The organism is Saccharothrix sp. S26 (assembly GCF_021390395.1).
In the GTDB taxonomy this organism is placed as follows: Bacteria; Actinomycetota; Actinomycetes; order Mycobacteriales; family Pseudonocardiaceae; genus Actinosynnema.
This window is the reverse complement of sequence record NZ_JAJUWT010000003.1, coordinates 326,290-351,381: the sequence shown is the minus strand read 5'-3', so window position 1 is coordinate 351,381 and position 25,092 is coordinate 326,290. Positions and strand designations below refer to the sequence as shown.

Sequence of the window (25,092 nt, the reverse complement as noted above, 5' to 3'; positions counted from 1 at the left end):
TGCTGAAACAGCTAGGCGGCGAGGTCTTCAACCCATCGACGGACTTGTGCGGGCACGTAGCGGAGGTGCTTGCCGACCTTCCGCACCGGCGGCCCGTAGCGACGCCATTTCCACTGGTAGAGCGTCTTCACCGGCACTCCCAGGAACGCCGAGACCTCTTCCACTCCCCACAGCGGTTCGATCTCCCCCACGGCTCCCCTTGATCAAGCTGCGATTGCTGAAAGGTCCGGCGGAGGTGCCAGCGCCGCTTGTGCCTGCTGGTACTCGGCCTGCCAGGCGAGCCGCTGGGCGATCATGTGCATCAGCAGCTCTGCCCGGGACGGGGCGTGTGGATCACCGGGCCGGACTGGTCCCCACTGGAGGCGTGACCGGTCGTCTTCCGGCTTGGCGATGCCAGCGGCTTTGAGCGCCTCGCGGACGAACGTGGCCCGATCCGCCTTGTGCTCGGCCAGCGTCTTGCCCGACCAGCGCCGGGAGACCAGGACACGGCGACCAGGAAGGCCGAGGGTGTCCCGGCGGTGCGCCTTGCCCTTGCAGTGGCCGGGTGTGGCCTTGGACGTGACGCCCTTGGGTTGGACGCCATAGAGCAGCCAGACCGCGCAGCGCTCCGAGCACGGCGTGGCGGCCAGCTCAGCGGCCAGGCGGTCGGCATGGTCGGCGAGTCGGGGCGAGGTGTCCGCGTCGACCACTTCGGTGATGGACTTGGTGAGGTACTTGGTCAGGTAGCCGATGTGCCGCCCGGACTCCTCTGTGCCGCCAAGGATGCCTTTCGAGTGAACCTGGCGGCCGAACTCGACTACGTGGGCCGGTGCGTCGAGGTCTGCCACGGCGTCGGCCCAGGTGGTCAGCGGCTGTTCGGTGTCCGGGTCCACGAAGCCCTTGGTGCGCATGTCCCAGACCGGCAGCCGGTCACCGCCGTAGATCATCCGGTCGTGCTGGGGCCACCAGACCTGCAAGTACGTGGCCGCCGTGACCTGGCGGACGACCTTGTGCGGGATCGACCCGCGCACGGCGAAGTGCGCATGAGGCGTGATCCGACGCTGCGGTTCGACCGTGCCGAAGTACTGGACGTCCCAGCCGACGACCCGACGCAGGTTCTGCCACCATCGGTCGACCAGGGAGGCGAAGTGCACGGCGTCCCGAGCCGCCCGCCGGTAGTCGTAGGTGTCCGGGTCGAGCGGGGCACCCTCCGGTCCGACCTTGCCGTAGCTGTCGAGCGTGAGCGTGATGAACGTCGAGGGCCGGTACTTGCCCGCGAACTCCCGCCCCACGGTGCGCTTGGCGACCTTGCGACGAGGCAGGTTGGGCGCGTCCTGCCTGCGCCGGGTGGAGCGCGTGGGCGCCGGTCGACCAGGACGCTCGACGTTGGGGAGGTTCCCGCGGACTCCCTCCCGCTTGAGGTCGGTGTCCGCTTCCCGGATGCCCTCGCGTAGGTCTTCCACCTGGTCTTCGGCACCCTCAGCCACGGCACGGCGGTACTCGGCGGTCAGGTCCGAGCGGTAGGTGACGAGCTCGACCTGGTCGACCGTGGGCGCGTGACGTTCGGCCACGGGCTCGTGGTCGAGATGCCAGCCCTCACGGCACTGGGCCATGCGGGAGCGGCGGTTGCGTTCGGCGCAGGCCGGGCACTTGGACGCCTGGGTGGAGTTGCAGCGGATGCCGACGATCCGCACCTCTCCGGTGTCCAGGTCCACGACTTCCCGCAGCACGGGCCGGGTGCAGACGCCGTGTTGCTCGGCCGCCGCCTTGACCACGTCGAGGGACAGCGGCAGGCGGGCGCGTTCGGCCGAGGTCATGCCCGCCACGTCGAGCGGCACCGCAGGAACAACAGGGGTGGTCATGCCGCAGCACCTCCGGTCGCGTCGCCATCGGGTCGGTTTGGGAACTCGTGCACGGTCGCGTCGGCCAGGTAGACACCCAGCTCGACCAGGTCGGCGTCGGTGACGTGGAAGGCCCGCACGCGCTCAGGCTCACCGCGTCCATCGGTCTTCACCCAGGCCACGCCGGGTGTCTGCTCGCTGATCTCGTGAGCCGCAGCGCCACGGGCACGGGCACCGTCGCCCAAGACCATGTCCACCTGCGCCGACTCGTCCAGGCGCAGCGCCACGCGGGTACCGAACAGGTGTCGGAAGCCCACGACCTCCTTGCGCGGGTCTTGCACCAGGCCCAGGACGCAGAAGCCCGGAGCGCGACCCTGTGAGGTGATGGTCTGGATAGCGCGAGTGGCCCGCTCACGCAGACCCTTGTCCGGTTGGTAGGCGATCAGGTCCGCCAGCTCATCGACCACCAGCACCGTGAACGGCTCACCGTTCGAGCGAGCCCACAGCCGGCGGACGCCCCGATACCGCGAAGCCCGCTCCTTGACCTCGGCAGCGATCTCTTCCAGCAGCTCGACCGCCTCACGGCCGTTGACGAACACCAGCCGGGCGAACGCGTCCGGGCACTGCCCCAGCTCCATACCGCCCTTGGGGTCGATCCCGACCAGGCGCACGAGACCAGCACGCACCGCTGGCGCAAGGTGCCAGATGATCGACCACAGCACCGACCCCTTGCCCGCACCCTGCACGCCGACGCCGAGGACTTGGTTGCCCTGCAAGCGAATCCGCCACGGCTTACCGGTCTCCGTGCGCCCGATTACCACCCGCTTGAGATCTACCGCGTCCGCATCGTCGGCCAGGGACGGCACCGGCAGCGACCGCGCCAACGGGTCGGAGTGGATGAAGTCGAGTTCGATCACCTTCGGCCGCAGCACCCGGACCCGGCACGACTGCGCCCCGAACGAGTGCGCCAGGCCGTCACGGCGCAGCTCCCACGCCTCTGGTGCCTGCGCCGGGATCATCCGCACCCGGACCCGATCCCGCCAACCCTCGGACCGGATGTGCCGCAACTTGGGCCGGTACTCACGTCCCCGGTTGTCCTTGGCCAGCTCAGCCAGGCGCATGGTGGTGCGCCAACGCGGCACGTAGACCGTCGCCCGCCGGTACTCGGTGACCAGCCGGAACCACACGTGCCGCAGGAACGACCGCCGATCCAGGCCGGCCCAGACCGTGAGCCCCGCCGTCAGGCTCAGCAAGGCCAGGACCAGCGGCGACAGCCCGAACCGCAGCCAGCACCAGGCCGCCGTCAACGGCACCAGCGTGACCACCGGGTACCGGACCACGACGAGCACCAGGCGCACGACACCGACCAGCGCCAGCCACACCACCGCGACCAGCAGGGCCAGCCATTTGAGCTTGCCCGGCACCAACGCCCACCACGGCACCCGAGGCCGAGCACCCTCGAACGGAGCCGGGTCAACCCACCGCGCCATCAGGCCCCGCCCCTTGCCGGGGCGAAGATCAGCGCGAGCCAGCCCAGGCAGGCGCAGCAGGCGAGCTGTCCGGGCGCGAACACACCGAACCGCTTGCACCGCTGGCACTTCGAACCGTTGGACAGCTTCCACCCTGACGGGGCGACGGCCCGACTTGACGCACGTCCCCCGCGACGAGATACCCTTGACATGACTGGAATCCCTTGTGTGTCAACGAAAGTGCATGGCGAAGCCAGTCAGGTGAGTCGCAGGGAGACAGCCGGAGCCCGCCAAGACTTGGACTGTCTCCCCGCGACCACACCGACCAGCCGCGTTCTGTTCAGTTGTCACGCGCCCGCAGGCACGGTCACTCCTCGTTGACGTCGACCTCGAACAGGTCTTCGAACGCCATCGGCGCGAGAGCCTTCAACGCACCGGCGATGAACCCCGATCCCGGCATCAACTCACCGGTCCGCACGCGCTTCACCGTCGACCGGTTGAGCCCCATGGCCTTGGCCAACGCGTACTCCGACCGGAACCCCGCCAACGCCATGGCCCGCCCGAACGAGTTCGCCCGTAAGAACACCGTGTACTTCGACTTGGCACCGGCGGCAGCGGTCATCGCGGTCGACTCCCCGGCCCCGACTCCCCGTAGAACGTGGCGTCCGACAGCACCGTGCCGCCTCCCGGCATCAACAGGTGGTTCGGCGACGGATCGAGCACCCCGGCGAGGAAGTACGCCGCCCTGCCCAGCTCGGTCAGGAAGGTCGCCAACCTCGCCCGCCCGTCCTCATCCTCCGGCAGCCCCAACACGACCTCACCGGGATCCATCACCAGCCGCAGCCCGTACCAGTCCGTACCCGGCTTGGTCACCACCTCCGGCCTGGCGTTCGGACCAGGCGTCAACAACCCTTCGATCTCCACGACCCGTCCCCTCTCAGGCCGCAACCGGCGGAGCGCCCGCCGACGAGTCGGACTTGCCGTTGCCCCGACGCCCCTTGGCCGCGTCCTGCGGCGACAACATCTCCTCGGCCCAGATCGTGTAGTTGACCCAGCCATCCCGGACGTACGGCGACACCTTCAACCCCGTGAAGACCGCAGGACGGAACGGCGTACCGGGCAGCACCTCCGGCGGAACCGGCTGGTACTCCGACGCGATCTTGACCACCGCCCCGGTGTTCTTGCCCCGCGCCGAAGGGTCAGTGCCCTGCACCGTCCACACGGGCAGGCCCGTCACCTTGTCGTTGGCCGGGCGCGGTGCCTTGCCCTCATTGAACTCCTGCGCCCGCTCCACCTTCAGCACGAAGAACCCTTGCGGGAACAGCTCGTCGAAGGTAATCGGGAACCTGTGACCAGCAGGAATAGCCATCGTGCGACCTTTCTCGGTCTTGCTTTGGGCTCCTTGTCCGGAGCCGATCAGCTCACCTAGTCCTCTAGACAAGTCCACCGTACCTAGTCGTCTAGAGGAGCTCAACTACTCCGCCTTTCTCTTCGCTTTTGCAACCAGCTCACTTGGCCGGGACGTCGTACTCCAGCACGAAGGACGTGGCCACCTTGACCGTGTCGCAGACTTCCACTGCACGGCCCTTGGTGTCGAACGCCGTACGGACCAACGTCAACACTGGCGACCCAGACCCGATCTCCAACGTCTTGCGCTCATCCGGCGTAGGCATCCGCGCTGACACCTCTTCGGTGAACCGCGCCAGCTCGTACCCCGCCTCCTCGATCCGCGCGTAGATCCCACCAGGCCCGGTGTTGACCTCCGCGATGGCCGTCCCCTTGGCAATCGACTCCGGGATGTACGACGTGGCCACCTCCACCGGCCGCCCATCAGCCAGGTACCGGCGCGCCCTCACGATCACCCTTTCCCACGGCTTCAACCCCAACCGCTCCGCCACCTCAGCCGACGCAGGCTCGTTCGTGACCCGGATCTGGTCGACCCCCGGCACATGCCCAGCCGCCTCCGCCTCAGCCAGGAAGGCCGACTTCCCCTCCTGCCGATGCCGCCGCGCGAACCGGTCCGACGCCAGCCGACGCACCGGTGGAGCCGACCGCACGAAGACACCCTTGCCGTGCTGCGCCACCACCAGGCCCTCGGTTCGGAGCTCCTTGATGGCCTCACGAACCGTCATCCGCGCCACGCCATAGTGCTCGATCATCACCGCCTCGGACGGCAACTGCTCGCCAGGAGCCAGGCGACCGCGCTCGATGTGCTGACGCAGGATGTCAGCGATCTGCCGATACGGCGGACGATCCACTGTTCTGTCTATAGTCCCTAGATCGAGCATGGTCTCCTACTCCTACAGACGACTAGACGTGTACATGGTCCCACAGGGGCCTCGCGAACGAAAGCCGGAGCAATGGCAGACACGCCGCGCCATTCGGTCAGCGTCGCCGGAATCGTCGTAAACGAGTCGGGCGAAGTCCTCATCATCCGTCGTCGAGACAACGGCCATTGGGAGCCACCCGGCGGAGTACTTGAGCTGACCGAGACGATCGAGGAAGGCGTTCGACGTGAAATCCTTGAGGAAACCGGGATATCCACTCAGGTCGAGCGCCTAACGGGAGTTTACAAGAACATGAAACGGGGCATCGTCGCCTTGGTTTACCGCTGTACTCCATTAAATGAATCCGGCGGACCTACAGTAGAGGCGGCCGAAATTCGCTGGGCCGCCCCAGAGGATGCCATTGACATGATGACACCGGCATACGCCATACGAGTGGCAGATGCACTTGAAACAGGACCATTCACACGCGCCCACGACGGGGTCCATACGATCCCATCCGAGCATGAGTGATTTCGCCTGCCAGCTAATTCCAATAGCGTAGATAATGCACTCGAACAGCGCGTTAGGCAGCCATGGCATACGAATGGATCGGAACCGCCCTAGTCGGCCTGGCGGGCATCTATGGAACTTTTCGAACAGGTGCCCAGCAAAGGAGAACAAGTAAAGAGGTCGCCGTACTTCAAGATCAGAACAAGAGCGACCTCGAACTCGAGAAAGAGAAACGCCAGACTTACAGTCGCCTGCTCGGAAAAATTGAACGCGCAACCGCGTTCGCCACATCAGACCGCCTGGCACGTCGAGCCATCCGCGAAAATGCGACCATAAAGGGAAAGAAGCTAGACGATGTTATCGCGCAGCACATTGCAGATAGCATCCCCAAAGAACTTACAGGCACACCGGCAGAAAATTTCACCAAACAGGTGACGGCCATAGTAAACGCCGAACTGGAAAAAGAGATGAAAGAGTTCACCGAAGCTCGACGACGGGAACTTTTGACCAAGGTCGGCTTCACCAACTTGGATAATGCGACCCATATAGCGCTTGAAGATCTATTCACAGGCGTGGCCGAAGCAGGGTTCCTCAGCGAAGGAAGACTTCACCGTCCCGCGATGGACGTCACGCTAGCTTTGATGCACTACGTAGCCAGCCCGGACGACGACGAAGAAGAGCGTCGGTTCAAGGAACTACAAAGTCGCATAACGGTCTTGCGCCAACGGATGCAGGTCGACCTCAACAGCGTCAGCCTGTAACAGTATTCCGATACATTGCCGAATTGTGCTGTATGGGATCAAGGCGCGCCGCCTGCGGCGGCGCGCGGCAGGGTCCGACGCACGTTCGCACCGACTCCCCGCATCCCGGCACGCCGGGCTCCCGCTCCGCTTCGCCCGTCGGCCGGGCGCGGAGTCGGTGCACGTGGTCGGGTGGCAGCACGCGGCAGGCTGGAGGCGTGGCGTGAAGCAGCTCGGCAGGGACACCGGCCGGGACGATCGCGCGGTCACGCGGCCTGGTCGGGCTGGGCACGGCGATCGGCTGCCGCGACGGCTTCGCCGCCTTGCCATCGAGGAGGTGGTTCGGCTGGAAGCACCAGGCGCAGACACGCGAACGGGCACCACCTGACACGCGTTGTGCCGTGGTGGTGCCCGTCCTTGATCAGGCCGTCTCCAGGCCGTCAGACGTCGGGAGACGGTGAGAAGTGTGGAGAACCGTTGAGTGCCATCGTCGCAGCTAGAAGGCGATTTCAGGCGTCCTTCGCCACGAGGTTTCCAACCAGTGACCAGATCATCGCCATCTGGTTCGCGATCTACTCCTGACCAGCGGCTATGGGGTCGGCTGGGCCCTGTTTTCCATACATCGTGCGGCCGGTGACGTCCGGGGAGTTCGTCGCGTACAGGTGGACCTGGCCGTCGACCGGGTCGACCACCCGGCGGAAACCGCGGTCCGCGGACGGGGGCCGGGCCGGCTCGTGGGACGCGGTCGGCATGACGGGGACACCCCCGGTCCCGAGCCAGCCGGGAACGGGGGTGGCGTCACGCGAGGTCGGGGCCTTGGGCGCGCAGGTCGTCCACCCGGGTCATCGCCTCGCGCAGTTCGGTCAGCCACGCGTCCGCGTGCTCGCCGACCAGCCGCACGGCCCACGCCAGGGCCTCCGAGCGCGACCGCGCCACGCCCGCCGCGACCAGCGTGTCCAGCACCATCCGCTCGGGCTGCCGCAGCCGCGTCATCACGGGCACCGACAGCGTGGTGAACAGCTCCTCCGTGCCACCGAGCCGCGCGCCCCACGCGACCTTGCGCCGGTAGCGGTGCTCGGCTTGGCGGGCGATCTCGATCCGCTCGTCCCTGGTCTGCTCGCGGAACCGGCTGATCCGGCCCGCTTCGGCCGCCGCGCGTTCGGCGTCGTCGGCGAACTCGCCCTCCAGGTCGGGCAGCGTGCCGACGACCAGGATCTCCTCGCGGTCCACGGTCACGTCCGGCGCGCCGGTGAACCAGCCGTCGGGCAGCCTGCCGCTGAACCAGCCCGCCGCGTCGTCCGCCGGTGGCTGCTCGGCCTGCTGCCGGCCGCCCCGGCCTCCCCATCCACGTCGCATCTCGCACCACCTCGATTACATGATTACGACGATGCCGACGCTACGCGCGTTACGACGACCCAGCGCCGTGGTTCGCTACCGGTGGACAGCCAGCGCCGCGGTCAGGTCCTCCACCGTCGTCACGGGCCGGTCGCACACGTACCCGCGGCACACGTAAGCCGCCGCGCCGCCGTCCACCAACGGCCGGTCGGCCAGCAACGGGGCCGAACCCGGCTCCCCCGCGACCACCACGCCACCGCCGTGCACCCCGTGCCACGCGGCGCTGACCAGCTCCGACGCGTCACCGACCACGGCGACCTGCACGGGCCCGAGCGCCAACGCCTCGGCCACGCTCAACCAGTGCCCGGCGAACCGGGGCTCGCGCGCCGCCAGCAGCCCGGCCCGGCCCAGGGCGGCCTCGGCCGCGTCGCGGTAGGTCTGCGGCCCGCCCAGCACGGACGCCGTCACCAGCGCCGAGGCCAGCGACGACGCACCGGACGGGGTCGCGTTGTCCGAGGGGTCCGACGGCCGCTGCACCAACGCCTCCGCGTCGTCGGCCGTGTCGTAGTAGACGCCGGGCTCCTCGCCCGCGAACCGGGCCAGCGCGGTGTCCAGCAGTCCACAGGCGACGGTGAACCACTTGACGTCACCGGTCGCCTGGTGCAGCGCCAGCAGCCCGTCGGCGAAGCAGCCGTAGTCCTCCAGCACGCCCGCCGCCGTGCCCGCGACCCCGTGGCGGGAGGTGCGCAGCAGCCTTCCGTCGACCAGGTGCACGTCCAGGAGCAGTGACGCCGCCCGCACGGCCGCCTCCACCCACCGCGGCTCACCGAACACCGCGCCCGCCTCGGCCAGCGCCGCGATCGCCAGCCCGTTCCACGCCGTCACGACCTTGTCGTCACGCCCCGGCTGCGGCCGGCGGTCACGCGCCCGGAGCAGCTTCGCCGCGATCTCGGGATCGGGCTCGCCGAGCATCCGCAACGTCGACGTGCCGTGCTCGAACGTGCCCTCGTCGGTCACCCCGTACAGCGCCGCCGCCCGCGCCCCGGTCGCCAGCCCGAGCACCTCGACCAGCTGCGCGGGCGTCCACACGTACGTGGCGCCTTCGACGCCCTCGGTGTCGGCGTCCAACGACGCGGCGAACCCGCCTTCGTCCGTGCCGAGGTCGCGGATCAGGAACTCCGCCGTCTCACGGGCCACCTGCCGGTGGCGCGGGTCGTCGTCACGGCGGCTCATGTGCGTGTACGCGCGCAGCAGCAAAGCGTTGTCGTACAACATCTTCTCGAAGTGCGGCACCACCCACGCCGCGTCCACGCTGTAGCGCGCGAACCCGCCCGCCAACTGGTCGTACAGCCCGCCGTTCGCCATGGCGCCGCACGTCGCCCGCGCCATCGACAGCGCCTGCACCGACCCGGTCCGCTCGTGGTGGCGCAGCAGGAACTCCAGCACCATCGACGGCGGGAACTTCGGCGCGCCGCCGAACCCGGCGTTGGCCCGGTCGAAGTGCCCGAGCAGCGACACCACCGCGCCGGCCAGCACTTCGTCATCCACAGTGGACTGCGGCAGCGGCTTGAACGCCAACTGCGCCACGATCCCCGCCGCCGACTCGCGCACCTCGTCGCCCTGCTCGCGCCACGCGTGCGCGATGGCCTCCAGCACCTGCCGGAACGACGGCAGCCCCGGGTGCGGCGACGGCGGGTAGTACGTGCCCGCGTAGAACGGCTCGCCGTCGGGGGTGAGGAAGACCGTCATCGGCCAGCCGCCGTGCCCGCTGAGCGCCTGCGTGACGGCCATGTAGACCGCGTCCACGTCCGGCCGCTCCTCGCGGTCCACCTTCACGTTGACGAAGTGCTCGTTCATGAACGCCGCGGTGGCCTCGTCCTCGAACGACTCGTGCGCCATCACGTGGCACCAGTGGCACGCCGCGTACCCGACCGAGAGCAGCACCGGCACGCCGCGTTCGCGCGCCTGCTCGAACGCCTCCGGCGACCACGGCCACCAGTCCACCGGGTTCTCGGCGTGCTGGAGCAGGTACGGGCTGGTCGAGGACGCGAGCCGGTTCGTCATGGCTCCACAGTAGGTCCACGACCGCGGCCGGACGCGACGGTCGGAGCGGGCGCGGGATCGCGCGGCTAGTCGTCCTTCTTCACGTCGCCGTTGCCGGCCTTCGCCTCCGGCTTGGCCTCGGGCTCGGGCTCGGGCTCGTCGAACGACGCCGGCAGCTTCTTCAGGTGCTTGCTCATCGACTTGACCAGGAAGAACACGGCGATGAAGAACAGCACGAGGATCAGCAGGCCCAGCGGTGAGGACTTGCCGAAGTCCTCCTGCTGACCACCCGGGTCCTTCTCGGTGGACGGCTGCCGGGCCAGCACGACCGCCGTGGTCTGCGACCACGGGACCGGGTCGAACGAGGTCACGCGGTCACCCTCTCCCGGACGCCCGCGAACAGGTCGTCCTCGGGCACGGTGCTGTCGACCAGCGACCGCGCCAACTCGTACTCCTCCGTCGGCCACACCGAGCGCTGCATCTCCAGCGGCACGGCGAACCAGCGGCTCTCGGGGTCGATCTGGGTGGCGTGGGCCTTGAGGGCCTCATCGCGCACCGGGAAGTAGTCGGCGCACTCGACGCGCGTGGTCACCCGCTCGATGACGTCCGGCCTGTCGGCGTCCCAGCCGGCCAGCCACTCGGCGTACGGGGACTCCTGACCGGCCGCGACCAGCGCCTCGTGGAACGCCATCAGCTTCGCGCGGGAGAAGCCGTGCGAGTAGTACAGCTTCAACGGCTGCCACGGCTCGCCCAGCTCGGGGTAGCGCTCCGGGTCGCCCGCCGCGTCGAAGGCGGCGACCGACACCTCGTGGCAGCGGATGTGGTCCGGGTGCGGGTAGCCGCCGTTCTCGTCGTAGGTGACGATCACGTGCGGGCGGAACTCGCGGATCACCTGGACCAGCGGCGGCGTCGACTCCTCCAGCGGCACGAGGGCGAAGCAGCCCTCGGGCAGCGGCGGCAGCGGGTCGCCCTCGGGCAGGCCCGAGTCGACGAAGCCCAGCCAGCGGTGCCGCACGCCCAGGATCTCGGCGGCGCGGGCCATCTCCTGGCGGCGGATCTCGGCGATGTTCTCCAGCACGTCGGGGCGGTCCATGGCGGGGTTGAGGATGCTGCCCGCCTCACCGCCCGTGCACGTCACGACCATGACCTCGTGGCCCTCGGCGACGTAGCGGGCCATCGTGGCGGCGCCCTTGCTGGACTCGTCGTCCGGGTGCGCGTGCACCGCCATCAGGCGCAGCTTCTCAACCATGACGGTGGTGCTCCTCCTCGCCCCTGCCGGACCCGTCCGGCCCGGTCCCTGCGACACTCAACGCGGTGGTCGAGGGACATTGTTCCCCAGGGCAGGAGGGCTTCGGACAGTGGCACTGCCGGAGGGTCGGTACGGCAAGCCCCGCAGGCCCCTGCCCCGGTGGGCCCGGTGGTCACTCCCCGTGATCGCGGTGCTGGTGGGCGGGGTCGTCGCGTGGGTCGGCTACCGCAACCTGGGCACGATGCCCGTCGAGGCCAAGCAGACGGCGTTCGAGGTGCTCGACGACAGCTCGGTGCGGATCACGTTCGAGGTGGTCAGGCAGACACCGGACCAGCCGGTCGTGTGCATCGTGCGCGCGCGTGCCGAGGACGGTGACGAGGCGGGGCGGCGCGAAGTCCTCGTCGAGCCGGGAGCCGGCACCGTGCGCGCGACGAGCGTGCTGCGGACGTCCAAACCACCGGTCACCGGAGAGGTGTTCGGCTGCTCCTACCAGGTTCCGGCGTACCTGTCCACGAGGTAGCGGCCAAGCGGGTGATCTGCGGGTTTAGTGGCGGATCCGGGAACAAAACGCCGTCGCTGAACGTTCTGTGCGTGTTACTCTGGCCATTCAGCACGGCCCCGACGCGGGCCGTGTTTTTCCGTTCCGGGCAGGTGCGCCCGGGAACTGCCAGCCCACGCCGTGGGCCGGAGCAAGACAAGGAGTTGGTGACCGTGAGCGACACTGAGGTGACCTGGCTGACCCAGGAGGCCTACGACCGGCTCAAGGCTGAGCTGGACGAGATGATCGAGAATCGCCCGGTCATTGCTGCGGAGATCAACGCGCGTCGCGAGGAGGGTGACCTCCGGGAGAACGGTGGCTACCACGCGGCACGCGAGGAGCAGGGCAAGCAGGAGGCCCGCATCCGCCAGCTGCAGGAGCTGCTGAGGGTCGCCAAGGTCGGCGAGGCACCCACGGTGACGGGCGTCGCGGCGCCCGGCATGGTGCTCACCGTGCGTTACGACGGGGACGACGAGACGGAGGAGTTCCTGCTCGCCACCCGTGAGGAGGGCGCGCACGGCGCGCTCGAGGTCTACTCCCCCTCGTCGCCGCTGGGCAAGGCGTTGCTCGGCGCGAAGGAGGGCGAGGCCCGTGAGTACGAACTGCCCAACGGCAGCACGATGAAAGTCACGCTGATCAAGGCCGTGCCGTACTCCGGCTGACCCCCAAGACATCGGATGGGCGGCCACCCCGCGGGGTGGCCGCCCTTCTGCTGTCGCGTCACGTGATGCGTTCCAGCAGGGGCCGCACGCGGGGCGGGACGGGGGTGGACAGGGCGATCGAGGTGGACAGCCGCTGCACGCCCGGCACGTCCACGATGGAGTCGATCACCCGTTGCAGGTCGGCGTTGGACCGGGCCACGACCCGTACGAACAGGTCACCGGGCCCGGTCGTCGCGTGCACCTCGCACACCTCGTTGATCGCGGCCAGGCCCTGCGACACCTCGTGCCGCCGCCCCTGGGCGATCTCCAGCACGGCGAACGCGGTCAGCCCGTAGCCCATCGCGGCCAGGTCCAGCGCGGGCGGGAACCCGGTCAGCACACCGCGCGCCACCAGCCGGTCCAGCCGCGCCTGCACCGTGCCGCGGGCCACGCCCAGGCGCCGTGAGCACTCCAGCACGCCCAGCCTGGGCTCGTCGGTGAGCAGCAGCAACAGCCGTGCGTCCAGAGCGTCCACGGCCTGGTCAGAGTGTTCAGTTTGCGAGTCGGAAGCCATGAACCACTGTACAAGATGACCAGCGAATCAAGAGACTGTTGCTCACCCTGACCAGCATTCCACATGCTGTGAGGTATGACGCAGCAGCTTGACGACGTGAGCTACGACCAGCTCCGCCAACTCGTGGGCCTGGTCGACTACGACGGGACGCGCGACCCGTTCCCCGTCCGCTCGATGGACGCCGTGGTGTTCGTGGTCGGCAACGCGACCCAGACCGCTTGGTTCTACCAGGTCGCGTTCGGGATGCAGCTCGTCGCGTACGCCGGACCGGAGACCGGGCAGCCCGACCACAAGTCCTTCGTGCTCAAGTCCGGCTCGGCGCGGTTCGTGATCAACGGCGGCGTGCGGCCGGACAGCCCGCTGCTCGACCACCACCGCAGGCACGGCGACGGCGTGGTCGACCTCGCGCTGGAGGTCGCCGACGTGGACAAGTGCGTCGAGCACGCGCGTGCCCAGGGCGCCACCGTCCTCGAAGAGCCGCACGACCTCACCGACGAGCACGGCACGGTCCGGCTCGCGGCCATCGCGACCTACGGCGAGACCCGCCACACCCTGGTCGACCGGTCCCGCTACCGCGGGCCGTACCTGCCCGGTTACGAGGCGCGGGAGAGCACGGTCGTGCGGCCCGCGGGAGCGCCGAAGCGGTTGTTCCAGGCGGTCGACCACTGCGTGGGCAACGTCGAGCTCGGCCGGATGGACCACTGGGTCGAGTTCTACAACCGGGTGATGGGCTTCGTGAACATGGCGGAGTTCGTCGGCGACGACATCGCCACCGACTACTCGGCGCTGATGAGCAAGGTCGTGTCCAACGGCAACCACCGGGTGAAGTTCCCGCTCAACGAGCCGGCGATCGCGAAGCGCAAGTCGCAGATCGACGAGTACCTGGAGTTCTACGAGGGCGCGGGCGTGCAGCACATCGCGCTGGCGACCAACGACATCGTGGCCACCCTGACCGCGATGCGGGCGGCGGGCGTGGAGTTCCTGGAGACGCCGGACTCCTACTACGACGACCCGGAGCTGCGGGCGCGCATCGGCGAGGTGCGCGTGCCGATCGAGGTGCTCAAGGAGCACCGGATCCTGGTCGACCGGGACGAGGACGGCTACCTGCTCCAGATCTTCACCAAGCCTGTCGGCGACCGGCCGACCGTGTTCTACGAGCTGATCGAGCGGCACGGGTCGCTGGGCTTCGGCAAGGGCAACTTCAAGGCCCTGTTCGAGGCGATCGAGCGCGAGCAGGAGCGTCGGGGCAACCTCTGAGCTCCCGCTGGAACCGCCGGGCCCGGCCCGGCGTTGGGACGGCAACGGGCCGGTCCGGGCACCCCGGGCCGGCCTTTTGCGGTCGGAACGCTGACGATCGCCGTACCGGGCGCGCCGGGAGCGGTACGCTCGGTGCGGGGGCAGCTCACACAGCATTCACCTGGAGGGTGGCGATGGCGCTCGCGGCACGGGTCACCGCGGTGCTCCCGCTCGTCGGAGCGGTGGCCACGGCCGTGGCGTTGACCGGCGCGGCCTTCTTCACCGTGGCGCACGCGGGGTGCGCGGACGGCGGCAGGTTCGTGGAGCGCGACGGCGTGGTGGAGTTCGTCGGCGGGTGCGTGGACGGGCACGAGCTGCCCGCCGTGCCGCGGGTGGAGAACGCCCGGTACGACGTCAAGCCCTGACGCGGTCGTCGGTTTGGGTGATAGTGGAGCCATGTGTCGCAACATCAGGGTGCTCCACAACTTCGAACCGCCCGCCACCGAGGACGAGGTCCGTGCGGCGGCCGTTCAGTACGTGCGCAAGGTGAGCGGGTCGACGCGTCCGTCGGCGGCGAACCAGGAGGCGTTCGACGCGGCCGTGGAAGCGGTGGCCGAGGCGACCCGCGTGCTGCTGGACTCGCTGGTCACGACCGCCGCACCGCGTGACCGCGAGGTCGAGGCCGCCAAGGCCAAGGAACGCTCCGCCGCCCGCTTCGGCCCCCGCTGACCTCGAGAGTCCAACCTCCACGCCGCGTGAGTCCTACGTTCGCGTCGCGCGTGTCCTACGTTCGCGTCGCGCGTGTCCTACGTTCGCGTCGCGCGTGTCCTACGTCCAGAACCCCCGAGTTGAACGTTCAGAACACCGCGAACCCCGCGCCCGAGGTGGCTGGGCGCGGGGTTCGGCGTTCTGAGCGTTGAATTCGGGGGTTCTGAACGTAGGACACGCGCGTTCCGAACGTAGGACACACGCGTTCTGAACGTAGGACACACGCGTTCTCAACGTAGGACTCTCGGGTTAGGAGAGGGCGGTCAGGAGGTCGGTGACCAGGTCGTCGGCCGACTCGATGCCCACGGACAGGCGGATCAGGTCGGACGGCACCTCCAGCAGGGAGCCGGCGGTGCTGGCGTGGGTCATGCGGCCCGGGTGCTCGATCAGGGACTCGACGCCGCCCAGGGACTCGGCCAGGGTGAACAGCTTCGTGCGGGAGCAGACGCGCAGCGCCTCCTCCTCACCACCCGCCACGGTGAACGAGATCATCCCGCCGAACCGGCGCATCTGCTTCGCCGCGACCTCGTGGCCGGGGTGCTCGGGCAGGCCCGGGTAGTACACGCGGGTCACCTTCGGGTGCCGCACCAGCGCCTCGACGACCTTCTCGGCGTTGTCCGAGTGCTTCTCCATGCGCACTTCGAGGGTCTTGATCCCGCGCAACGTCAACCACGCGTCGAACGGCCCCGGCACGGCACCCGCGCCGTTCTGCAGGAACCCGAACTGCGCGTCCAGGTCGTCGTCCGACGTGACCAGCGCCCCACCGACGACGTCGGAGTGCCCGCCCACGTACTTGGTGGTCGAGTGCAGCACCACGTCCGCGCCCAGCTCCAACGGGCTCTGCAGGTACGGCGAGGCGAACGTGTTGTCCACCACGAGCCGCGCGCCCGCCGAGTGCGCGACCTGCGCGAGCAACGCGATGTCGGCGATGTTGAGCAACGGGTTGGTCGGCGTCTCGACCCAGACGACCTTGGTGTTCGGCCGGATCGCCGCGCGCACCGCGTCGACGTCGGACAGCGGCGCGGGCGTGTGCTCGACACCCCAGTGCGACAGCACCTTGTCGATCAGCCGGAACGTGCCGCCGTACGCGTCGTTCGGGATGACGACGTGGTCACCCGGACGGCACATCGCGCGCAGGGCGGTGTCGGTCGCCCCCATGCCGGAGGCGAACGCCCGCGCGTGCCGCCCGCCTTCGAGCGCCGCCAGGCACTCCTCCAGCGCGGCACGGGTCGGGTTGCCGGTGCGGGAGTACTCGAACCCTCCGCGCAGCCCGCCGACGCCGTCCTGGGCGTAGGTCGAGGTGGCGTGGATCGGCACGATGACCGAGCCCGTGGTCGGGTCGGGGTCCTGCCCGGCGTGGATAGCCCTGGTCGCGAAACCGTAGTGGCCGGTGTCCGTCATGCCCCTAGGGTACGGCGACCGAAAAAGCAACCGCCCGTCGACCGGAAGGCCGACGGACGGTTGGGTGAATCGCTGACGGATCGGTGTCCGACCTACCTCACCACTGCTGGGGAGGTTGCTGGCCGTACGGGTTCTGCTGCGGCTGGCCGTACGGGTTGGACGCGGGCGGCTGGCCGTACGGGTTCGGGGCCGGCTGGCCGTAGCCGCCGGAGCCGGGGTAGCCGCCGGGTGCCGCGGTCTCGGGTGCGTTGACCACGATGGTGCCCATGATCTTGTCGGCCCACGTCTGCTTCTTGGCCTCCCACAGCGGGGCGAACCAGCCCGCGTAGCAGGGCAGCGAGTCGACGAAGTGGCACAGGTGCCGCACGAAGGCGTTGCCGAAGCCGATCGGCTGGCCCGTCTCCTCCTTGATGAGCTTGATCTTGGCGATCTTCTTGCCCATCGACTGGCCCGTGGTGCCGGCCAGGTACCAGGAGTTGTAGATCATGAAGCCGAGCCAGCCCAGGTAGCCGATGCCGCTGAGGATCAACGAGATCGTCGGGTCACCGGTGGCCGCGCCGATGCCGGCCAGGATGCCGACGACGACACCGGGCGCGGCGTAGTCGATCAGGAAGCCGACCGCGCGGCTGCCCCACTCCGCGTAACCGCCCGCGGGCGCGCCGTAAGCGGGCTGGGACGGGTAGCCGGGCTGCGCGCCCCACGCCTGCTGCTGCGGCTGGCCGTAGGGGTTGGACGCGGGCTGGCCGTACGGGTTGGACGGCGGCTGCTGGCCGTAGGGGTTCGCGGCGGGCTGGCCGTACGGGTTCGACGGCGGCTGCTGCCCGTACGGCTGCTGGCCGTACTGGGGCGGCTGCTGGCCGTACGCGGGCGGCTGCTGCGCCGGGAACGCGCCGGAGCCGGGCTGCTGCGGCGGCTGGCCGTACGGGTTGGAAGCGGGCTGCTGCGTCGCGGCCGGCGGCACGACCTGCGTGGCGTCCGGGTTCGACTGCGGCTGGCCGGAGGGCACGACCTGGGTCGCCTCCGGCGGCGGGAAAGCAGGGGGCTGACCGCCGCTCGGCACGACCTGCGTCGCGTCGGCGTTCGGGGGCTGGGCACCCTGCCCCTGCTCCTGCTGGTTTTGACCGCCGAACTGCTGGTTCCCTGGCGGCTGCGGAGCGTTCATCGGAGTTTCCAACCCCCTTGGCACGGGCCGTAGGTGTATGAGTCGGTGGCCAACGCTAGCGGATGCCACCGCTCTGGCCACGCGCAACCGGTCAACGTGTCCCGATCCGCGGTGACGATCAGGACACGTTGACGGCGGCGGGGCGGCCGGTCAGCGACCGGCGAGGAAACCCAGGATGTCCTGCCGGGTGACGACGCCGGCGGGCTTGCCGTCGTCCAGCACCAGCGCACCGTCCGCTGAGGACAGTGCCGCCATGGCCGAGCTGATCGACTCGCCCGCGCCGATCGTCGGCAGCTTCAACGACATGTGCCGGTCGAGCCGGTCGGTCAGCTGCGCCTTGCCGGTGAACAGCGCGTCGAGCAGGTCGCGCTCGTTGACCGCGCCCGCGACCTCCGCGGCCATCACGGGCGGCTCGGCGTTGACGACCGGCATCTGCGAGACGCCGTACTCGCGCATGATCGCGACGGCCTCGGCGACCGTCTCGTTGGGATGGCCGTGCACGAGGTCGGGCATCGTGCCGTCCTTGCGCCGCAACACGTCGCCGACCGTCGCACCGGACGTGTCGGGCGACAGGAAGCCGTACTGCGCCATCCACTTGTCGTTGAACACGCTCGACAGGTAGCCGCGCCCGCCGTCGGGCAGCAGCACCACGATCACGTCGTCCGGGCCCGCGTTGTCGGCCACCCGCAACGCCGCGGCGACCGCCATGCCGCACGAGCCGCCGACGAGCAGTCCTTCCTCGCGCGCCAGCCGGCGGGTGATCTCGAACGAGTCCGCGTCGCTCACCGCGACGATCTCGTTGCACACGTCCCGGTCGTACGCGTCCGGCCAGAAGTCCTCGCCGACGCCCTCGACCAGGTACGGCCGGCCGCTGCCGCCGGAGTAGACCGAGCCCTCCGGGTCCGCGCCGATGATCTTCACGCGACCCTCGGAGACCTCCTTGAGGTAACGGCCGGTGCCGGAGATCGTGCCGCCGGTGCCGACGCCCGCGACGAAGTGCGTGATCCGGCCCTCGGTCTGCCGCCACACCTCCGGCCCGGTGCCGTGGTAGTGGCTGGCCGGGTTCTCCGGGTTGGCGTACTGGTTGGGCTTCCACGCGCCGGGGATCTCGGCGACCAGGCGGTCGGAGACGTTGTAGTAGGAGTCGGGGTGCTCCGGCGGGACCGCGGTCGGGCACACCACGACCTCCGCGCCGTAGGCCTTGAGCACGTTGCGCTTGTCCACGCTGACCTTGTCCGGGCAGACGAAGACGCACTTGTAGCCCTTCTGCTGGGCCACGAGCGCCAGGCCGACGCCGGTGTTGCCCGAGGTGGGCTCGACGATCGTGCCGCCGGGCTTGAGCTCGCCGCTGCGCTCGGCCGCCTCGACCATGCGCAGCGCGATGCGGTCCTTCACGCTGCCGCCGGGGTTGAGGTACTCGACCTTGGCCAGGATCAGCGGCCGCCGGCCTTCGGCCACCGCGTTCAGCTTCACCAGCGGCGTGTTGCCGACCAGGTCTACGACGCTCTCGACGTACTCCACGACGGACCTTCCACTTCTTGAGATGACTCGCTGAGCGTATATCGGTGGCGCGACGTTCGGCCCGGTGGACGATGGGGGTGGGGACAGGGAGGTGCCGATGCGGGGGTTCCGGCTCCTCGCGGTGGTCGCGGGGGCGTTGGGCGGGTTGGCGGGGGTGGCGTACGGGCTGGTCACCGAGCAGACCCGGCGGGCGCGGGTGGTGATCGGGGTGCCGGAGGCCCCGCCGTTGCGCGCCGACCGCGTGTACGGGGAGGGTGACGGGCCGCCGGTGCGGTTCGCCGTGCTGGGTGACTCGATGGCGGCCGGGCTGGGCGTGGACGACGCGGCGGAGCTGCCCGGCGTGGTGCTGGCGACCGGGTTGGCCGACGAGGTGGGCGCGCCCGTGCGGCTGGAGACGTACGCGATCTCCGGTTCCACGTCGCGCGACCTGGCCGCGCAGGTGGACCGGGTGGTGGCCGACCCGCCGGACGTGGCGCTGGTGATCATCGGGGCGAACGACGTGACCACGCGGCTGTCGATCCCGGTGTCGGCGGCGTTGCTGGGCGCGCAGGTACGCCGGCTGCGTGCGGCCGGGGTGGGGGTGGTCGTGGGCACGTGCCCCGACCTGGGCACCGTGCGGCCGATCGCGGAGCCGTTGCGGTCGGTGGCGCGTGGCTGGTCGCGGCGGTTGGCGCGGGCGCAGCGGGTGGAGGTGGAGCGGGCGGGCGGCGTGGCGGTGGCGTTGGGCGACCTGCTCGCGGCCGAGTTCCGGGCGCGGCACGCCGACTACTTCAGCCGGGACCGGTTCCACCCGAGCGCGACCGGGTACGAGGCGGCGACGTCGATCCTGCTGGCCCCGTTGTGCGGCGTCCTTCGTCACGAGTGGTGGCCGCGCTGAACGGGCGTTAACTAGGCTGCACGTCACACGTTGCGGCGAAACAAAGGAGTTCCGTAATGCCTGAGGCCGTGATCGTCTCCGCCGCCCGGTCGCCCATCGGGCGTGCCGGCAAGGGCTCCCTGAAGGACATGCGCGCCGACGACCTGACCGTGCAGGTGCTCAAGGCCGCACTGGCGAAGGTTCCGCAGCTCGACCCGAACGACATCGACGACCTCATGCTCGGCTGCGGCCTGCCCGGCGGCGAGCAGGGCTTCAACATGGGCCGCGTGGTGTCCGTGCTGGCCGGGTACGACAACCTGCCCGGCACGACGGTGACCCGTTACTGCGCGTCCAGCGTGCAGACGACCCGGATGGCGCTGCACGCCATCAAGGCCGGCGAGGGCGACGTGTTCATCAGCGCCGGCGTCGAGACGGTGTCGAGCTTCGCGCGCGGGTCGTCGGACTCGTGGCCGGGCACGCACAACCCGGTGTTCGCCGAGGCCGAGGCCCGCACGGCCGCCGTGGCCGGGACCGGGGCGTCGGAGTGGGTCGACCCGCGGCGGAACGGCCAGGTGCCCGACATCTACATCGCCATGGGCCAGACCGCGGAGAACCTCGCGTTGGCCAAGGGCGTGACGCGGCAGGAGATGGACGAGTTCGGCGTGCGGTCGCAGAACCTCGCCGAGAAGGCCATCGCCAACGGGTTCTGGGCGCGCGAGATCACGCCCGTGACGCTGCCGGACGGCACGGTCGTGTCGGCCGACGACGGCCCGCGGCCGGGCGTGACGATCGAGGGCGTGTCGGGGCTCAAGCCGGTGTTCCGGCCGGACGGGCGCGTCACGGCGGGCAACTGCTGCCCGTTGAACGACGGCGCGGCGGCCCTGGTGATCATGAGCGACGTGAAGGCGAAGGAGCTGGGGATCACGCCGCTGGCGCGGATCGTGTCCACCGGCGTGTCGGGGCTGTCGCCGGAGATCATGGGCCTCGGGCCGGTCGAGGCGTCGAAGCGGGCGCTGGCGCTGGCCGGGATGTCGATCTCGGACATCGACCTGGTGGAGATCAACGAGGCGTTCGCGGCGCAGGTCATCCCGTCGTACCGGGACCTGGGCATCGACCTGGACCGGCTCAACGTCAACGGTGGCGCGATCGCGGTGGGTCACCCGTTCGGGATGACCGGGGCGCGGATCACCACGACGTTGATCAACTCGCTGCAGTTCCACGACAAGCAGTTCGGCCTGGAGACCATGTGCGTCGGCGGCGGCCAGGGCATGGCGATGGTCATCGAACGGCTGAGCTGAACCGCGTCACGATTACTGTTACCCGACGTCCTACCCTTGAGTAGGGGGGAGGTCGGGGAGATGCGGCAGTACGTGTGGTGGCACAGCGGGTACGACCGGCTGTGCCACGCCTTTTCCACGCGCCAGGCTTCGGCGGCGTACTTCGAGGCGGCCTGCACCCACTCCGTGCCACCGGAGTACGTGGTGCGCGAGCGGAGCGGCACGTTGTGCGTGCCATGCCTGGTGGAGGTCGGCTCGACGATGGAGGAGGACCACGCGTGGCGCGGCTGACCCGGCGTTCTGAGCGTTGAACTCGGGGGTCCTGAACGTAGGACACACGCGTTCTGAACGTAGGACTCACGCGTTCTGAACGTAGGACTCACGCGTTCTGAACGTAGGACTCACGCGTTCTGGAGGTAGGACACGCGCGGAGAAGGGCGCCCCGGCGGAGCCGGGACGCCCTTCGAGTCCGTGCGGGTGGTGCTAGTCGTTCTGGAAGTAGGACAGCAGGCGCAGGATCTCCAGGTACAGCCAGACCAGCGTGGTCATCAGGCCGAACGCGGCGAGCCAGGCGTACTTGGCGGGCAGCGCGGCGCGGATCATCTCGTTCGCCGCCTCGAAGTCCAGCAGGAAGCTGAACGCCGCGATGCCGATCACGACGAGGCTGAAGATGATCGCCAGCGTGCCGCCGTCGCGCAGGCCCATGTTCACGCCGAACAGGCCCAGCACCAGGTTGGCCAGCATGAGCACGACCGCGCCCACGGTGGCGCCGATGATCCACTTGGTCAGGCGCGGCGTGACGCGGATCGCGCCTGTCTTGTAGACCACGAGCATCGCGGCGAACACGCCGAACGTGCCCAGGATCGCCTGCCAGGCGATACCGGGGAAGATCGCCTCGAACACGCCGGTGATCGCACCCAGGAACACGCCCTCGGCCGCCGAGTAGGCGAGCACCATCGGGCCGCTGGGCTTCTGCTTGAAGATGATGATCAGGGCCAGGACCAGGCCGACGATCATGCCGGGCACGGCGAGCGCGAACGGCGCGACCGCGCCGGAGAGGACCAGCCACGCCGAGACGAAGCCGGTGAGGATGGCCACACCGAGCGTCGTGGCGGTCTTGGTCACCACGTCGTCGATCGTGATCGGGCGCTCACCGGTGGTCGGCGGGGCCGGCTGGTAACCGCCGTACTGCTGCGCGCCGTACTGCTGCTGCCCCTGGTAGGGCTGGCCGAAGCCTGCGTAGTTACCGCCACCGCCGCTGGTCGGCAGGTTGCGGAACGCGGGGTTGCTGGTGGTACGCACCTCGTCCTCCTGTGGCGTGCTGACGCCGTCACGGGGTTCAACGACCACACGAGTCGATCGGTTCCCGTCGGGTAAAAGTGACTTTACTCGGACTGTCGATCTCGAATCCACACCCCGCGCTGCGGAGCGTAGTCGCGGTTCCACCCCGCTGGTGGCTTGTCGACGTGATCTCGGACCCGTAAGGCTCTGTGCCGGCAGCTCTCACCGACCGGCGACGCCCACCGGCTCGCCCGAGGGGTTCAGGACATCATGGTGTGGAGACGACTCGCCGGCGCGGTGCTCGCGACCGGTCTGGCCCTGCTCGCCGCACCCGCCGCGGGAGCCCAACCCCCGCTGGTGGAGAAGGGGCCGGGGCACGAGACCGACGCGCAGGGCTACCGCGGCAAGCCGGCGGGCGGCGACTGGCTCGGCTCCTACAAGTGGCGCGGCCAACAGGTGTGGTGCGTGCAGTACTCGCTGCTCGCCCCCGACAGCAACGTGGAGTACAAGGAGGGCGACGAGCTGCGCTCCAAGGGCGGCGCGCGGCTGCCCGACGACGTGGCGGGCAGCATCTCGTACCTCCTGTTGAGGTACGCGAACACCCAGTCGAATGACGAGGCGGCGGCGCTGGCGCACCTGCTGCACACGTGGACGGCGTACGAGGACCCGGCCAACGGCATCTCCCTCGACCCGAACAGCGACTTCAAGCACATCGCCTACAACGCCGACTTCCACTACCAGCAGCTCGGGCGCTTCGGCCAGGCGCAGCAGGCGGTGAAGCGGCTGGAGGAGGAAGCGGCGGCCAACCGCGGCCCGTGGACGGCGAAGGTGAGCGCTCCGACCAAGGAGCAGGTCATCGGCACGCCCGACACGTGGGTGGTGGACATCACCAAGACCGACGGCGGCCAGGTCGCCGGCGCGCCGGTGAGCGTGGAGCTGACCGACGCGACGCTGGAGAGCGGCGCGCCGGCGGGCGAGCTGGCCACGCCCACCGACGGCAAGGCGCTGGCCGTGCAGGTCGTGCCGACCGGCCCGAACCCGTCGGTGACGGTGAAGCTGGACAGCCCCGCCGACCGGCCCAAGGTCCACGTGCCGGCCAACAACGACATGCAGCGGATCGTCACCACGGGCGGCGAGAAGAAGCTGGCCGCGAACGCGTCGACGACCGCGAAGACCCCGCCGGGCGTGGTGAAGGTCGCCAAGACCGACGCCGAGACCGGCAAGGCGATCTCCGGGGTGGCGCTGAAGGTGACCGCGGCCGACGGCTCGACGCCCGCCCAGCGGCAGGACGACACCGCGCTGACCGGCCCCGAGGGCACGCCGCTGGTGCTGCAGACCTCGGCGGACGGCACCGCGGAGGTGCCGGACCTGCGCACGCCGCAGGAGATCTGCGTGATCGAGGTCGCACCGGCCAAGGGCTACGAGGAGTTCTTCGACCCCACCGCGCCGCCCAAGGCGTGCGGGAAGGTCGAGCCCGGCCAGACGTTGGCGCTCGCGCTGACCAACAAGCCGGACAAGCCGGTCGTCCCGATCACGATCCCGGCCGGCTCCGAGGGCGCGGGCGTGGTCGCGAAGGCCGCCTTCACCACGCAGACGCCGACCGGCGCGCTGGTCGGGTTCGGCGGCGTGGTGCTGATCGGCGCGACGCTGGTCGGCCTGCTGGTGCGGCGACGGGCGACCGCGCGGTCGTGAGAGCACTGTTGACCGGCGCGGCGGTGGCGGCCCTGCTCGCCTCCGCCGCGCTCGTCTCCACCCAGGCCCCGGACGTCGTGCTGGCGGGCAGGCCCGTACCCGGTGACGCCGTCGTGCCGCACCCGTTGGGCGACAGCACGCGGTCCGGGCGCGGCATCGACCTGGCCGGCATGCCGGTCGGCGCGAACCCGCCCGCGTCACCGCCACCGGCGACGAGCACCACCGACCCTCCCCCGCCGCCCGCCGACCCGCCCGCGCAGCGGCCCGGCACGGTGCGGCTGCCCGGCGGCGGCTCGGCCACCCTGGTGCGCGCCGAGGTCACCGCGGACGGCGTGCTGCCGATCCCGGAGGCCCTCGGCGAGGCGACGTGGTGGGGCGTGGACCTCGGCGCGGCCGAGGGCGCCACGGTGCTGGCCGGGCACGTGAACTGGAAGGGCCTGACCGGTCCGTTCGACGCGCTGTGGCGCGCGGCGGTCGGCCAGGACGTGACCGTGGTCGACACCGCGGGCCGCACGTTCCGGTTCCGGGTCGCCCGGGTCGAGGCGGTGCGCAAGGACGACCTGCCGTCCCGGGCGGTCGAGCTGTTCGGGCCGCGGGGCGGGCACCGGCTGGTGCTGGTGACGTGCGGAGGGCGGTGGGTCGGCGGCGACACCGGCTACGAGGAGAACCAGGTCGTGACCGCCACGCCGGTGGCGTGACCCGGTCACGGGCA

At 69.9% G+C, this 25,092-nt stretch carries 29 protein-coding genes; 12 read left to right on the top strand and 17 right to left on the bottom strand.

The window, feature by feature from the left end; genetic code table 11:
• Positions 1 to 11 precede the first annotated feature (11 nt).
• The 7 genes from LZG04_RS06565 to LZG04_RS06535 all read right to left on the bottom strand — a co-directional run bounded on the left by LZG04_RS06565 (position 12) and on the right by LZG04_RS06535 (position 5,547).
• The gene (locus LZG04_RS06565; RefSeq protein ID WP_073895785.1) at positions 12 to 191 is read right to left on the bottom strand and encodes an AlpA family transcriptional regulator; all 180 of its coding nucleotides are present in this window, start codon (positions 189 to 191) and stop codon (positions 12 to 14) included.
• A 12-nt stretch (positions 192 to 203) separates the two neighbouring features.
• Positions 204 to 1,841, bottom strand: coding sequence for a replication initiator (locus LZG04_RS06560; RefSeq protein WP_233814207.1), 1,638 nt, complete (start codon positions 1,839 to 1,841; stop codon positions 204 to 206).
• A complete protein-coding gene (locus tag LZG04_RS06555) occupies positions 1,838 to 3,310 on the bottom strand; it encodes an FtsK/SpoIIIE domain-containing protein (RefSeq protein WP_233814205.1) in 1,473 nt (490 codons plus the stop codon). Before LZG04_RS06555 ends, LZG04_RS06560 begins: the two co-directional genes overlap by 4 nt.
• A 346-nt stretch (positions 3,311 to 3,656) precedes the next feature.
• On the bottom strand, positions 3,657 to 3,911 hold the full coding sequence (locus tag LZG04_RS06550; RefSeq protein WP_233814203.1) for a transcriptional regulator: 255 nt from the start codon (positions 3,909 to 3,911) through the stop codon (positions 3,657 to 3,659).
• The gene (locus LZG04_RS06545) at positions 3,908 to 4,213 is read right to left on the bottom strand and encodes a hypothetical protein (protein WP_233814201.1); all 306 of its coding nucleotides are present in this window, start codon (positions 4,211 to 4,213) and stop codon (positions 3,908 to 3,910) included. The genes LZG04_RS06550 and LZG04_RS06545 overlap by 4 nt, the downstream gene beginning before the upstream one ends.
• A 13-nt stretch (positions 4,214 to 4,226) precedes the next feature.
• Complete coding sequence (locus tag LZG04_RS06540; protein ID WP_141980707.1) at positions 4,227 to 4,658, bottom strand: hypothetical protein; 432 nt, start codon at positions 4,656 to 4,658, stop codon at positions 4,227 to 4,229.
• 139 nt (positions 4,659 to 4,797) lie between these two features.
• Positions 4,798 to 5,547: a GntR family transcriptional regulator gene (locus LZG04_RS06535; protein WP_233814199.1), complete on the bottom strand. Its 750-nt coding sequence runs from the start codon at positions 5,545 to 5,547 to the stop codon at positions 4,798 to 4,800.
• 102 nt (positions 5,548 to 5,649) lie between these two features.
• Here LZG04_RS06535 and LZG04_RS06530 point away from each other — a divergent pair, with 102 nt between their 5' ends.
• Together LZG04_RS06530 and LZG04_RS06525 are read left to right on the top strand one after the other, a co-directional pair.
• Complete coding sequence (locus LZG04_RS06530; RefSeq protein ID WP_233814197.1) at positions 5,650 to 6,087, top strand: NUDIX hydrolase; 438 nt, start codon at positions 5,650 to 5,652, stop codon at positions 6,085 to 6,087.
• Between the two features lie 62 nt (positions 6,088 to 6,149).
• The gene (locus LZG04_RS06525; RefSeq protein ID WP_233814195.1) at positions 6,150 to 6,827 is read left to right on the top strand and encodes a hypothetical protein; all 678 of its coding nucleotides are present in this window, start codon (positions 6,150 to 6,152) and stop codon (positions 6,825 to 6,827) included.
• 551 nt (positions 6,828 to 7,378) lie between these two features.
• On the opposite strand, the gene LZG04_RS06520 is transcribed toward LZG04_RS06525, so the two are convergent.
• The 5 genes from LZG04_RS06520 to mca all read right to left on the bottom strand — a co-directional run bounded on the left by LZG04_RS06520 (position 7,379) and on the right by mca (position 11,433).
• Positions 7,379 to 7,558 carry a hypothetical protein gene (locus LZG04_RS06520; protein WP_233814193.1) on the bottom strand — a complete coding sequence of 60 codons (180 nt, stop codon included), beginning with the start codon at positions 7,556 to 7,558 and terminating at the stop codon, positions 7,379 to 7,381.
• 46 nt (positions 7,559 to 7,604) lie between these two features.
• A complete protein-coding gene (locus tag LZG04_RS06515; RefSeq protein ID WP_233814191.1) occupies positions 7,605 to 8,162 on the bottom strand; it encodes a hypothetical protein in 558 nt (185 codons plus the stop codon).
• Between the two features lie 75 nt (positions 8,163 to 8,237).
• Entirely contained in the window at positions 8,238 to 10,205 is a 1,968-nt protein-coding gene (locus LZG04_RS06510) for a thioredoxin domain-containing protein (protein WP_233814188.1), read from the bottom strand.
• Positions 10,206 to 10,270: 65 nt separating this feature from the next.
• Positions 10,271 to 10,555 (bottom strand): hypothetical protein, encoded by a 285-nt coding sequence (locus LZG04_RS06505; RefSeq protein WP_233814186.1) that lies wholly within the window; start codon positions 10,553 to 10,555, stop codon positions 10,271 to 10,273.
• Entirely contained in the window at positions 10,552 to 11,433 is an 882-nt protein-coding gene (gene mca, locus LZG04_RS06500; RefSeq protein ID WP_233814183.1) for a mycothiol conjugate amidase Mca, read from the bottom strand. Before mca ends, LZG04_RS06505 begins: the two co-directional genes overlap by 4 nt.
• A 109-nt stretch (positions 11,434 to 11,542) precedes the next feature.
• Between mca and LZG04_RS06495 the strand changes: the two genes are divergently transcribed.
• Both LZG04_RS06495 and greA read left to right on the top strand, forming a co-directional pair.
• The gene (locus tag LZG04_RS06495) at positions 11,543 to 11,953 is read left to right on the top strand and encodes a DUF4307 domain-containing protein (protein ID WP_233814181.1); all 411 of its coding nucleotides are present in this window, start codon (positions 11,543 to 11,545) and stop codon (positions 11,951 to 11,953) included.
• A gap of 185 nt (positions 11,954 to 12,138) precedes the next feature.
• Positions 12,139 to 12,633, top strand: coding sequence for a transcription elongation factor GreA (gene greA, locus LZG04_RS06490; RefSeq protein WP_233814179.1), 495 nt, complete (start codon positions 12,139 to 12,141; stop codon positions 12,631 to 12,633).
• A 58-nt stretch (positions 12,634 to 12,691) separates the two neighbouring features.
• Here the strand turns inward: greA and LZG04_RS06485 are convergent, their stop codons facing one another.
• Complete coding sequence (locus tag LZG04_RS06485; RefSeq protein ID WP_233814176.1) at positions 12,692 to 13,186, bottom strand: Lrp/AsnC family transcriptional regulator; 495 nt, start codon at positions 13,184 to 13,186, stop codon at positions 12,692 to 12,694.
• A 75-nt stretch (positions 13,187 to 13,261) separates the two neighbouring features.
• On the opposite strand from LZG04_RS06485, the gene hppD reads away from it, so the two are divergent.
• The 3 genes from hppD to LZG04_RS06470 all read left to right on the top strand — a co-directional run bounded on the left by hppD (position 13,262) and on the right by LZG04_RS06470 (position 15,151).
• Complete coding sequence (hppD, locus tag LZG04_RS06480; RefSeq protein WP_233814174.1) at positions 13,262 to 14,443, top strand: 4-hydroxyphenylpyruvate dioxygenase; 1,182 nt, start codon at positions 13,262 to 13,264, stop codon at positions 14,441 to 14,443.
• Positions 14,444 to 14,616: 173 nt separating this feature from the next.
• The gene (locus tag LZG04_RS06475; protein ID WP_233814172.1) at positions 14,617 to 14,847 is read left to right on the top strand and encodes a hypothetical protein; all 231 of its coding nucleotides are present in this window, start codon (positions 14,617 to 14,619) and stop codon (positions 14,845 to 14,847) included.
• Between the two features lie 31 nt (positions 14,848 to 14,878).
• Positions 14,879 to 15,151 (top strand): DUF2277 domain-containing protein, encoded by a 273-nt coding sequence (locus tag LZG04_RS06470; protein WP_233814170.1) that lies wholly within the window; start codon positions 14,879 to 14,881, stop codon positions 15,149 to 15,151.
• A gap of 288 nt (positions 15,152 to 15,439) precedes the next feature.
• Here the strand turns inward: LZG04_RS06470 and LZG04_RS06465 are convergent, their stop codons facing one another.
• From LZG04_RS06465 to LZG04_RS06455, 3 genes are all read right to left on the bottom strand, one after another.
• Complete coding sequence (locus tag LZG04_RS06465) at positions 15,440 to 16,591, bottom strand: cystathionine gamma-synthase (RefSeq protein ID WP_233814168.1); 1,152 nt, start codon at positions 16,589 to 16,591, stop codon at positions 15,440 to 15,442.
• Positions 16,592 to 16,688: 97 nt separating this feature from the next.
• A complete protein-coding gene (locus LZG04_RS42375) occupies positions 16,689 to 17,753 on the bottom strand; it encodes an RDD family protein (RefSeq protein ID WP_308198976.1) in 1,065 nt (354 codons plus the stop codon).
• A gap of 150 nt (positions 17,754 to 17,903) precedes the next feature.
• The gene (locus tag LZG04_RS06455) at positions 17,904 to 19,274 is read right to left on the bottom strand and encodes a cystathionine beta-synthase (RefSeq protein WP_233814166.1); all 1,371 of its coding nucleotides are present in this window, start codon (positions 19,272 to 19,274) and stop codon (positions 17,904 to 17,906) included.
• Positions 19,275 to 19,371: 97 nt separating this feature from the next.
• Between LZG04_RS06455 and LZG04_RS06450 the strand changes: the two genes are divergently transcribed.
• Genes LZG04_RS06450 through LZG04_RS06440 form a run of 3 tightly spaced genes read left to right on the top strand, consistent with a single transcriptional unit; the run spans position 19,372 to position 21,698 of the window.
• Entirely contained in the window at positions 19,372 to 20,151 is a 780-nt protein-coding gene (locus LZG04_RS06450) for an SGNH/GDSL hydrolase family protein (protein WP_233814164.1), read from the top strand.
• Between the two features lie 56 nt (positions 20,152 to 20,207).
• Positions 20,208 to 21,428, top strand: a complete 1,221-nt coding sequence (locus LZG04_RS06445) for an acetyl-CoA C-acetyltransferase (protein WP_233814162.1) — start codon at positions 20,208 to 20,210, stop codon at positions 21,426 to 21,428.
• 60 nt (positions 21,429 to 21,488) lie between these two features.
• Complete coding sequence (locus tag LZG04_RS06440; protein WP_233814160.1) at positions 21,489 to 21,698, top strand: hypothetical protein; 210 nt, start codon at positions 21,489 to 21,491, stop codon at positions 21,696 to 21,698.
• A gap of 192 nt (positions 21,699 to 21,890) precedes the next feature.
• Here the strand turns inward: LZG04_RS06440 and LZG04_RS06435 are convergent, their stop codons facing one another.
• Positions 21,891 to 22,709, bottom strand: coding sequence for a Bax inhibitor-1/YccA family protein (locus LZG04_RS06435; RefSeq protein ID WP_233814158.1), 819 nt, complete (start codon positions 22,707 to 22,709; stop codon positions 21,891 to 21,893).
• Positions 22,710 to 22,958: 249 nt separating this feature from the next.
• Between LZG04_RS06435 and LZG04_RS06430 the strand changes: the two genes are divergently transcribed.
• Both LZG04_RS06430 and LZG04_RS06425 read left to right on the top strand, forming a co-directional pair.
• On the top strand, positions 22,959 to 24,380 hold the full coding sequence (locus LZG04_RS06430; protein WP_233814155.1) for a collagen binding domain-containing protein: 1,422 nt from the start codon (positions 22,959 to 22,961) through the stop codon (positions 24,378 to 24,380).
• Positions 24,377 to 25,078, top strand: coding sequence for a class F sortase (locus LZG04_RS06425; protein ID WP_233814153.1), 702 nt, complete (start codon positions 24,377 to 24,379; stop codon positions 25,076 to 25,078). The genes LZG04_RS06430 and LZG04_RS06425 overlap by 4 nt, the downstream gene beginning before the upstream one ends.
• Positions 25,079 to 25,092: the final 14 nt, after the last annotated feature.

Coding starts and splice junctions, on each gene's coding strand:
- LZG04_RS06560 (WP_233814207.1), bottom strand. CDS start 1,841: ATGACCACCCCTGTTGTTCCTGCGGTGCCGCTCGACGTGGCGGGCATG.
- LZG04_RS06555 (WP_233814205.1), bottom strand. CDS start 3,310: ATGGCGCGGTGGGTTGACCCGGCTCCGTTCGAGGGTGCTCGGCCTCGG.
- LZG04_RS06550 (WP_233814203.1), bottom strand. CDS start 3,911: ATGACCGCTGCCGCCGGTGCCAAGTCGAAGTACACGGTGTTCTTACGG.
- LZG04_RS06540 (WP_141980707.1), bottom strand. CDS start 4,658: ATGGCTATTCCTGCTGGTCACAGGTTCCCGATTACCTTCGACGAGCTG.
- LZG04_RS06530 (WP_233814197.1), top strand. CDS start 5,650: ATGGCAGACACGCCGCGCCATTCGGTCAGCGTCGCCGGAATCGTCGTA.
- LZG04_RS06525 (WP_233814195.1), top strand. CDS start 6,150: ATGGCATACGAATGGATCGGAACCGCCCTAGTCGGCCTGGCGGGCATC.
- LZG04_RS06520 (WP_233814193.1), bottom strand. CDS start 7,558: ATGCCGACCGCGTCCCACGAGCCGGCCCGGCCCCCGTCCGCGGACCGC.
- LZG04_RS06515 (WP_233814191.1), bottom strand. CDS start 8,162: ATGCGACGTGGATGGGGAGGCCGGGGCGGCCGGCAGCAGGCCGAGCAG.
- LZG04_RS06510 (WP_233814188.1), bottom strand. CDS start 10,205: ATGACGAACCGGCTCGCGTCCTCGACCAGCCCGTACCTGCTCCAGCAC.
- mca (WP_233814183.1), bottom strand. CDS start 11,433: ATGGTTGAGAAGCTGCGCCTGATGGCGGTGCACGCGCACCCGGACGAC.
- LZG04_RS06485 (WP_233814176.1), bottom strand. CDS start 13,186: ATGGCTTCCGACTCGCAAACTGAACACTCTGACCAGGCCGTGGACGCT.
- hppD (WP_233814174.1), top strand. CDS start 13,262: ATGACGCAGCAGCTTGACGACGTGAGCTACGACCAGCTCCGCCAACTC.
- LZG04_RS06475 (WP_233814172.1), top strand. CDS start 14,617: ATGGCGCTCGCGGCACGGGTCACCGCGGTGCTCCCGCTCGTCGGAGCG.
- LZG04_RS06470 (WP_233814170.1), top strand. CDS start 14,879: ATGTGTCGCAACATCAGGGTGCTCCACAACTTCGAACCGCCCGCCACC.
- LZG04_RS06465 (WP_233814168.1), bottom strand. CDS start 16,591: ATGACGGACACCGGCCACTACGGTTTCGCGACCAGGGCTATCCACGCC.
- LZG04_RS42375 (WP_308198976.1), bottom strand. CDS start 17,753: ATGAACGCTCCGCAGCCGCCAGGGAACCAGCAGTTCGGCGGTCAAAAC.
- LZG04_RS06450 (WP_233814164.1), top strand. CDS start 19,372: ATGCGGGGGTTCCGGCTCCTCGCGGTGGTCGCGGGGGCGTTGGGCGGG.
- LZG04_RS06445 (WP_233814162.1), top strand. CDS start 20,208: ATGCCTGAGGCCGTGATCGTCTCCGCCGCCCGGTCGCCCATCGGGCGT.
- LZG04_RS06440 (WP_233814160.1), top strand. CDS start 21,489: ATGCGGCAGTACGTGTGGTGGCACAGCGGGTACGACCGGCTGTGCCAC.
- LZG04_RS06430 (WP_233814155.1), top strand. CDS start 22,959: ATGGTGTGGAGACGACTCGCCGGCGCGGTGCTCGCGACCGGTCTGGCC.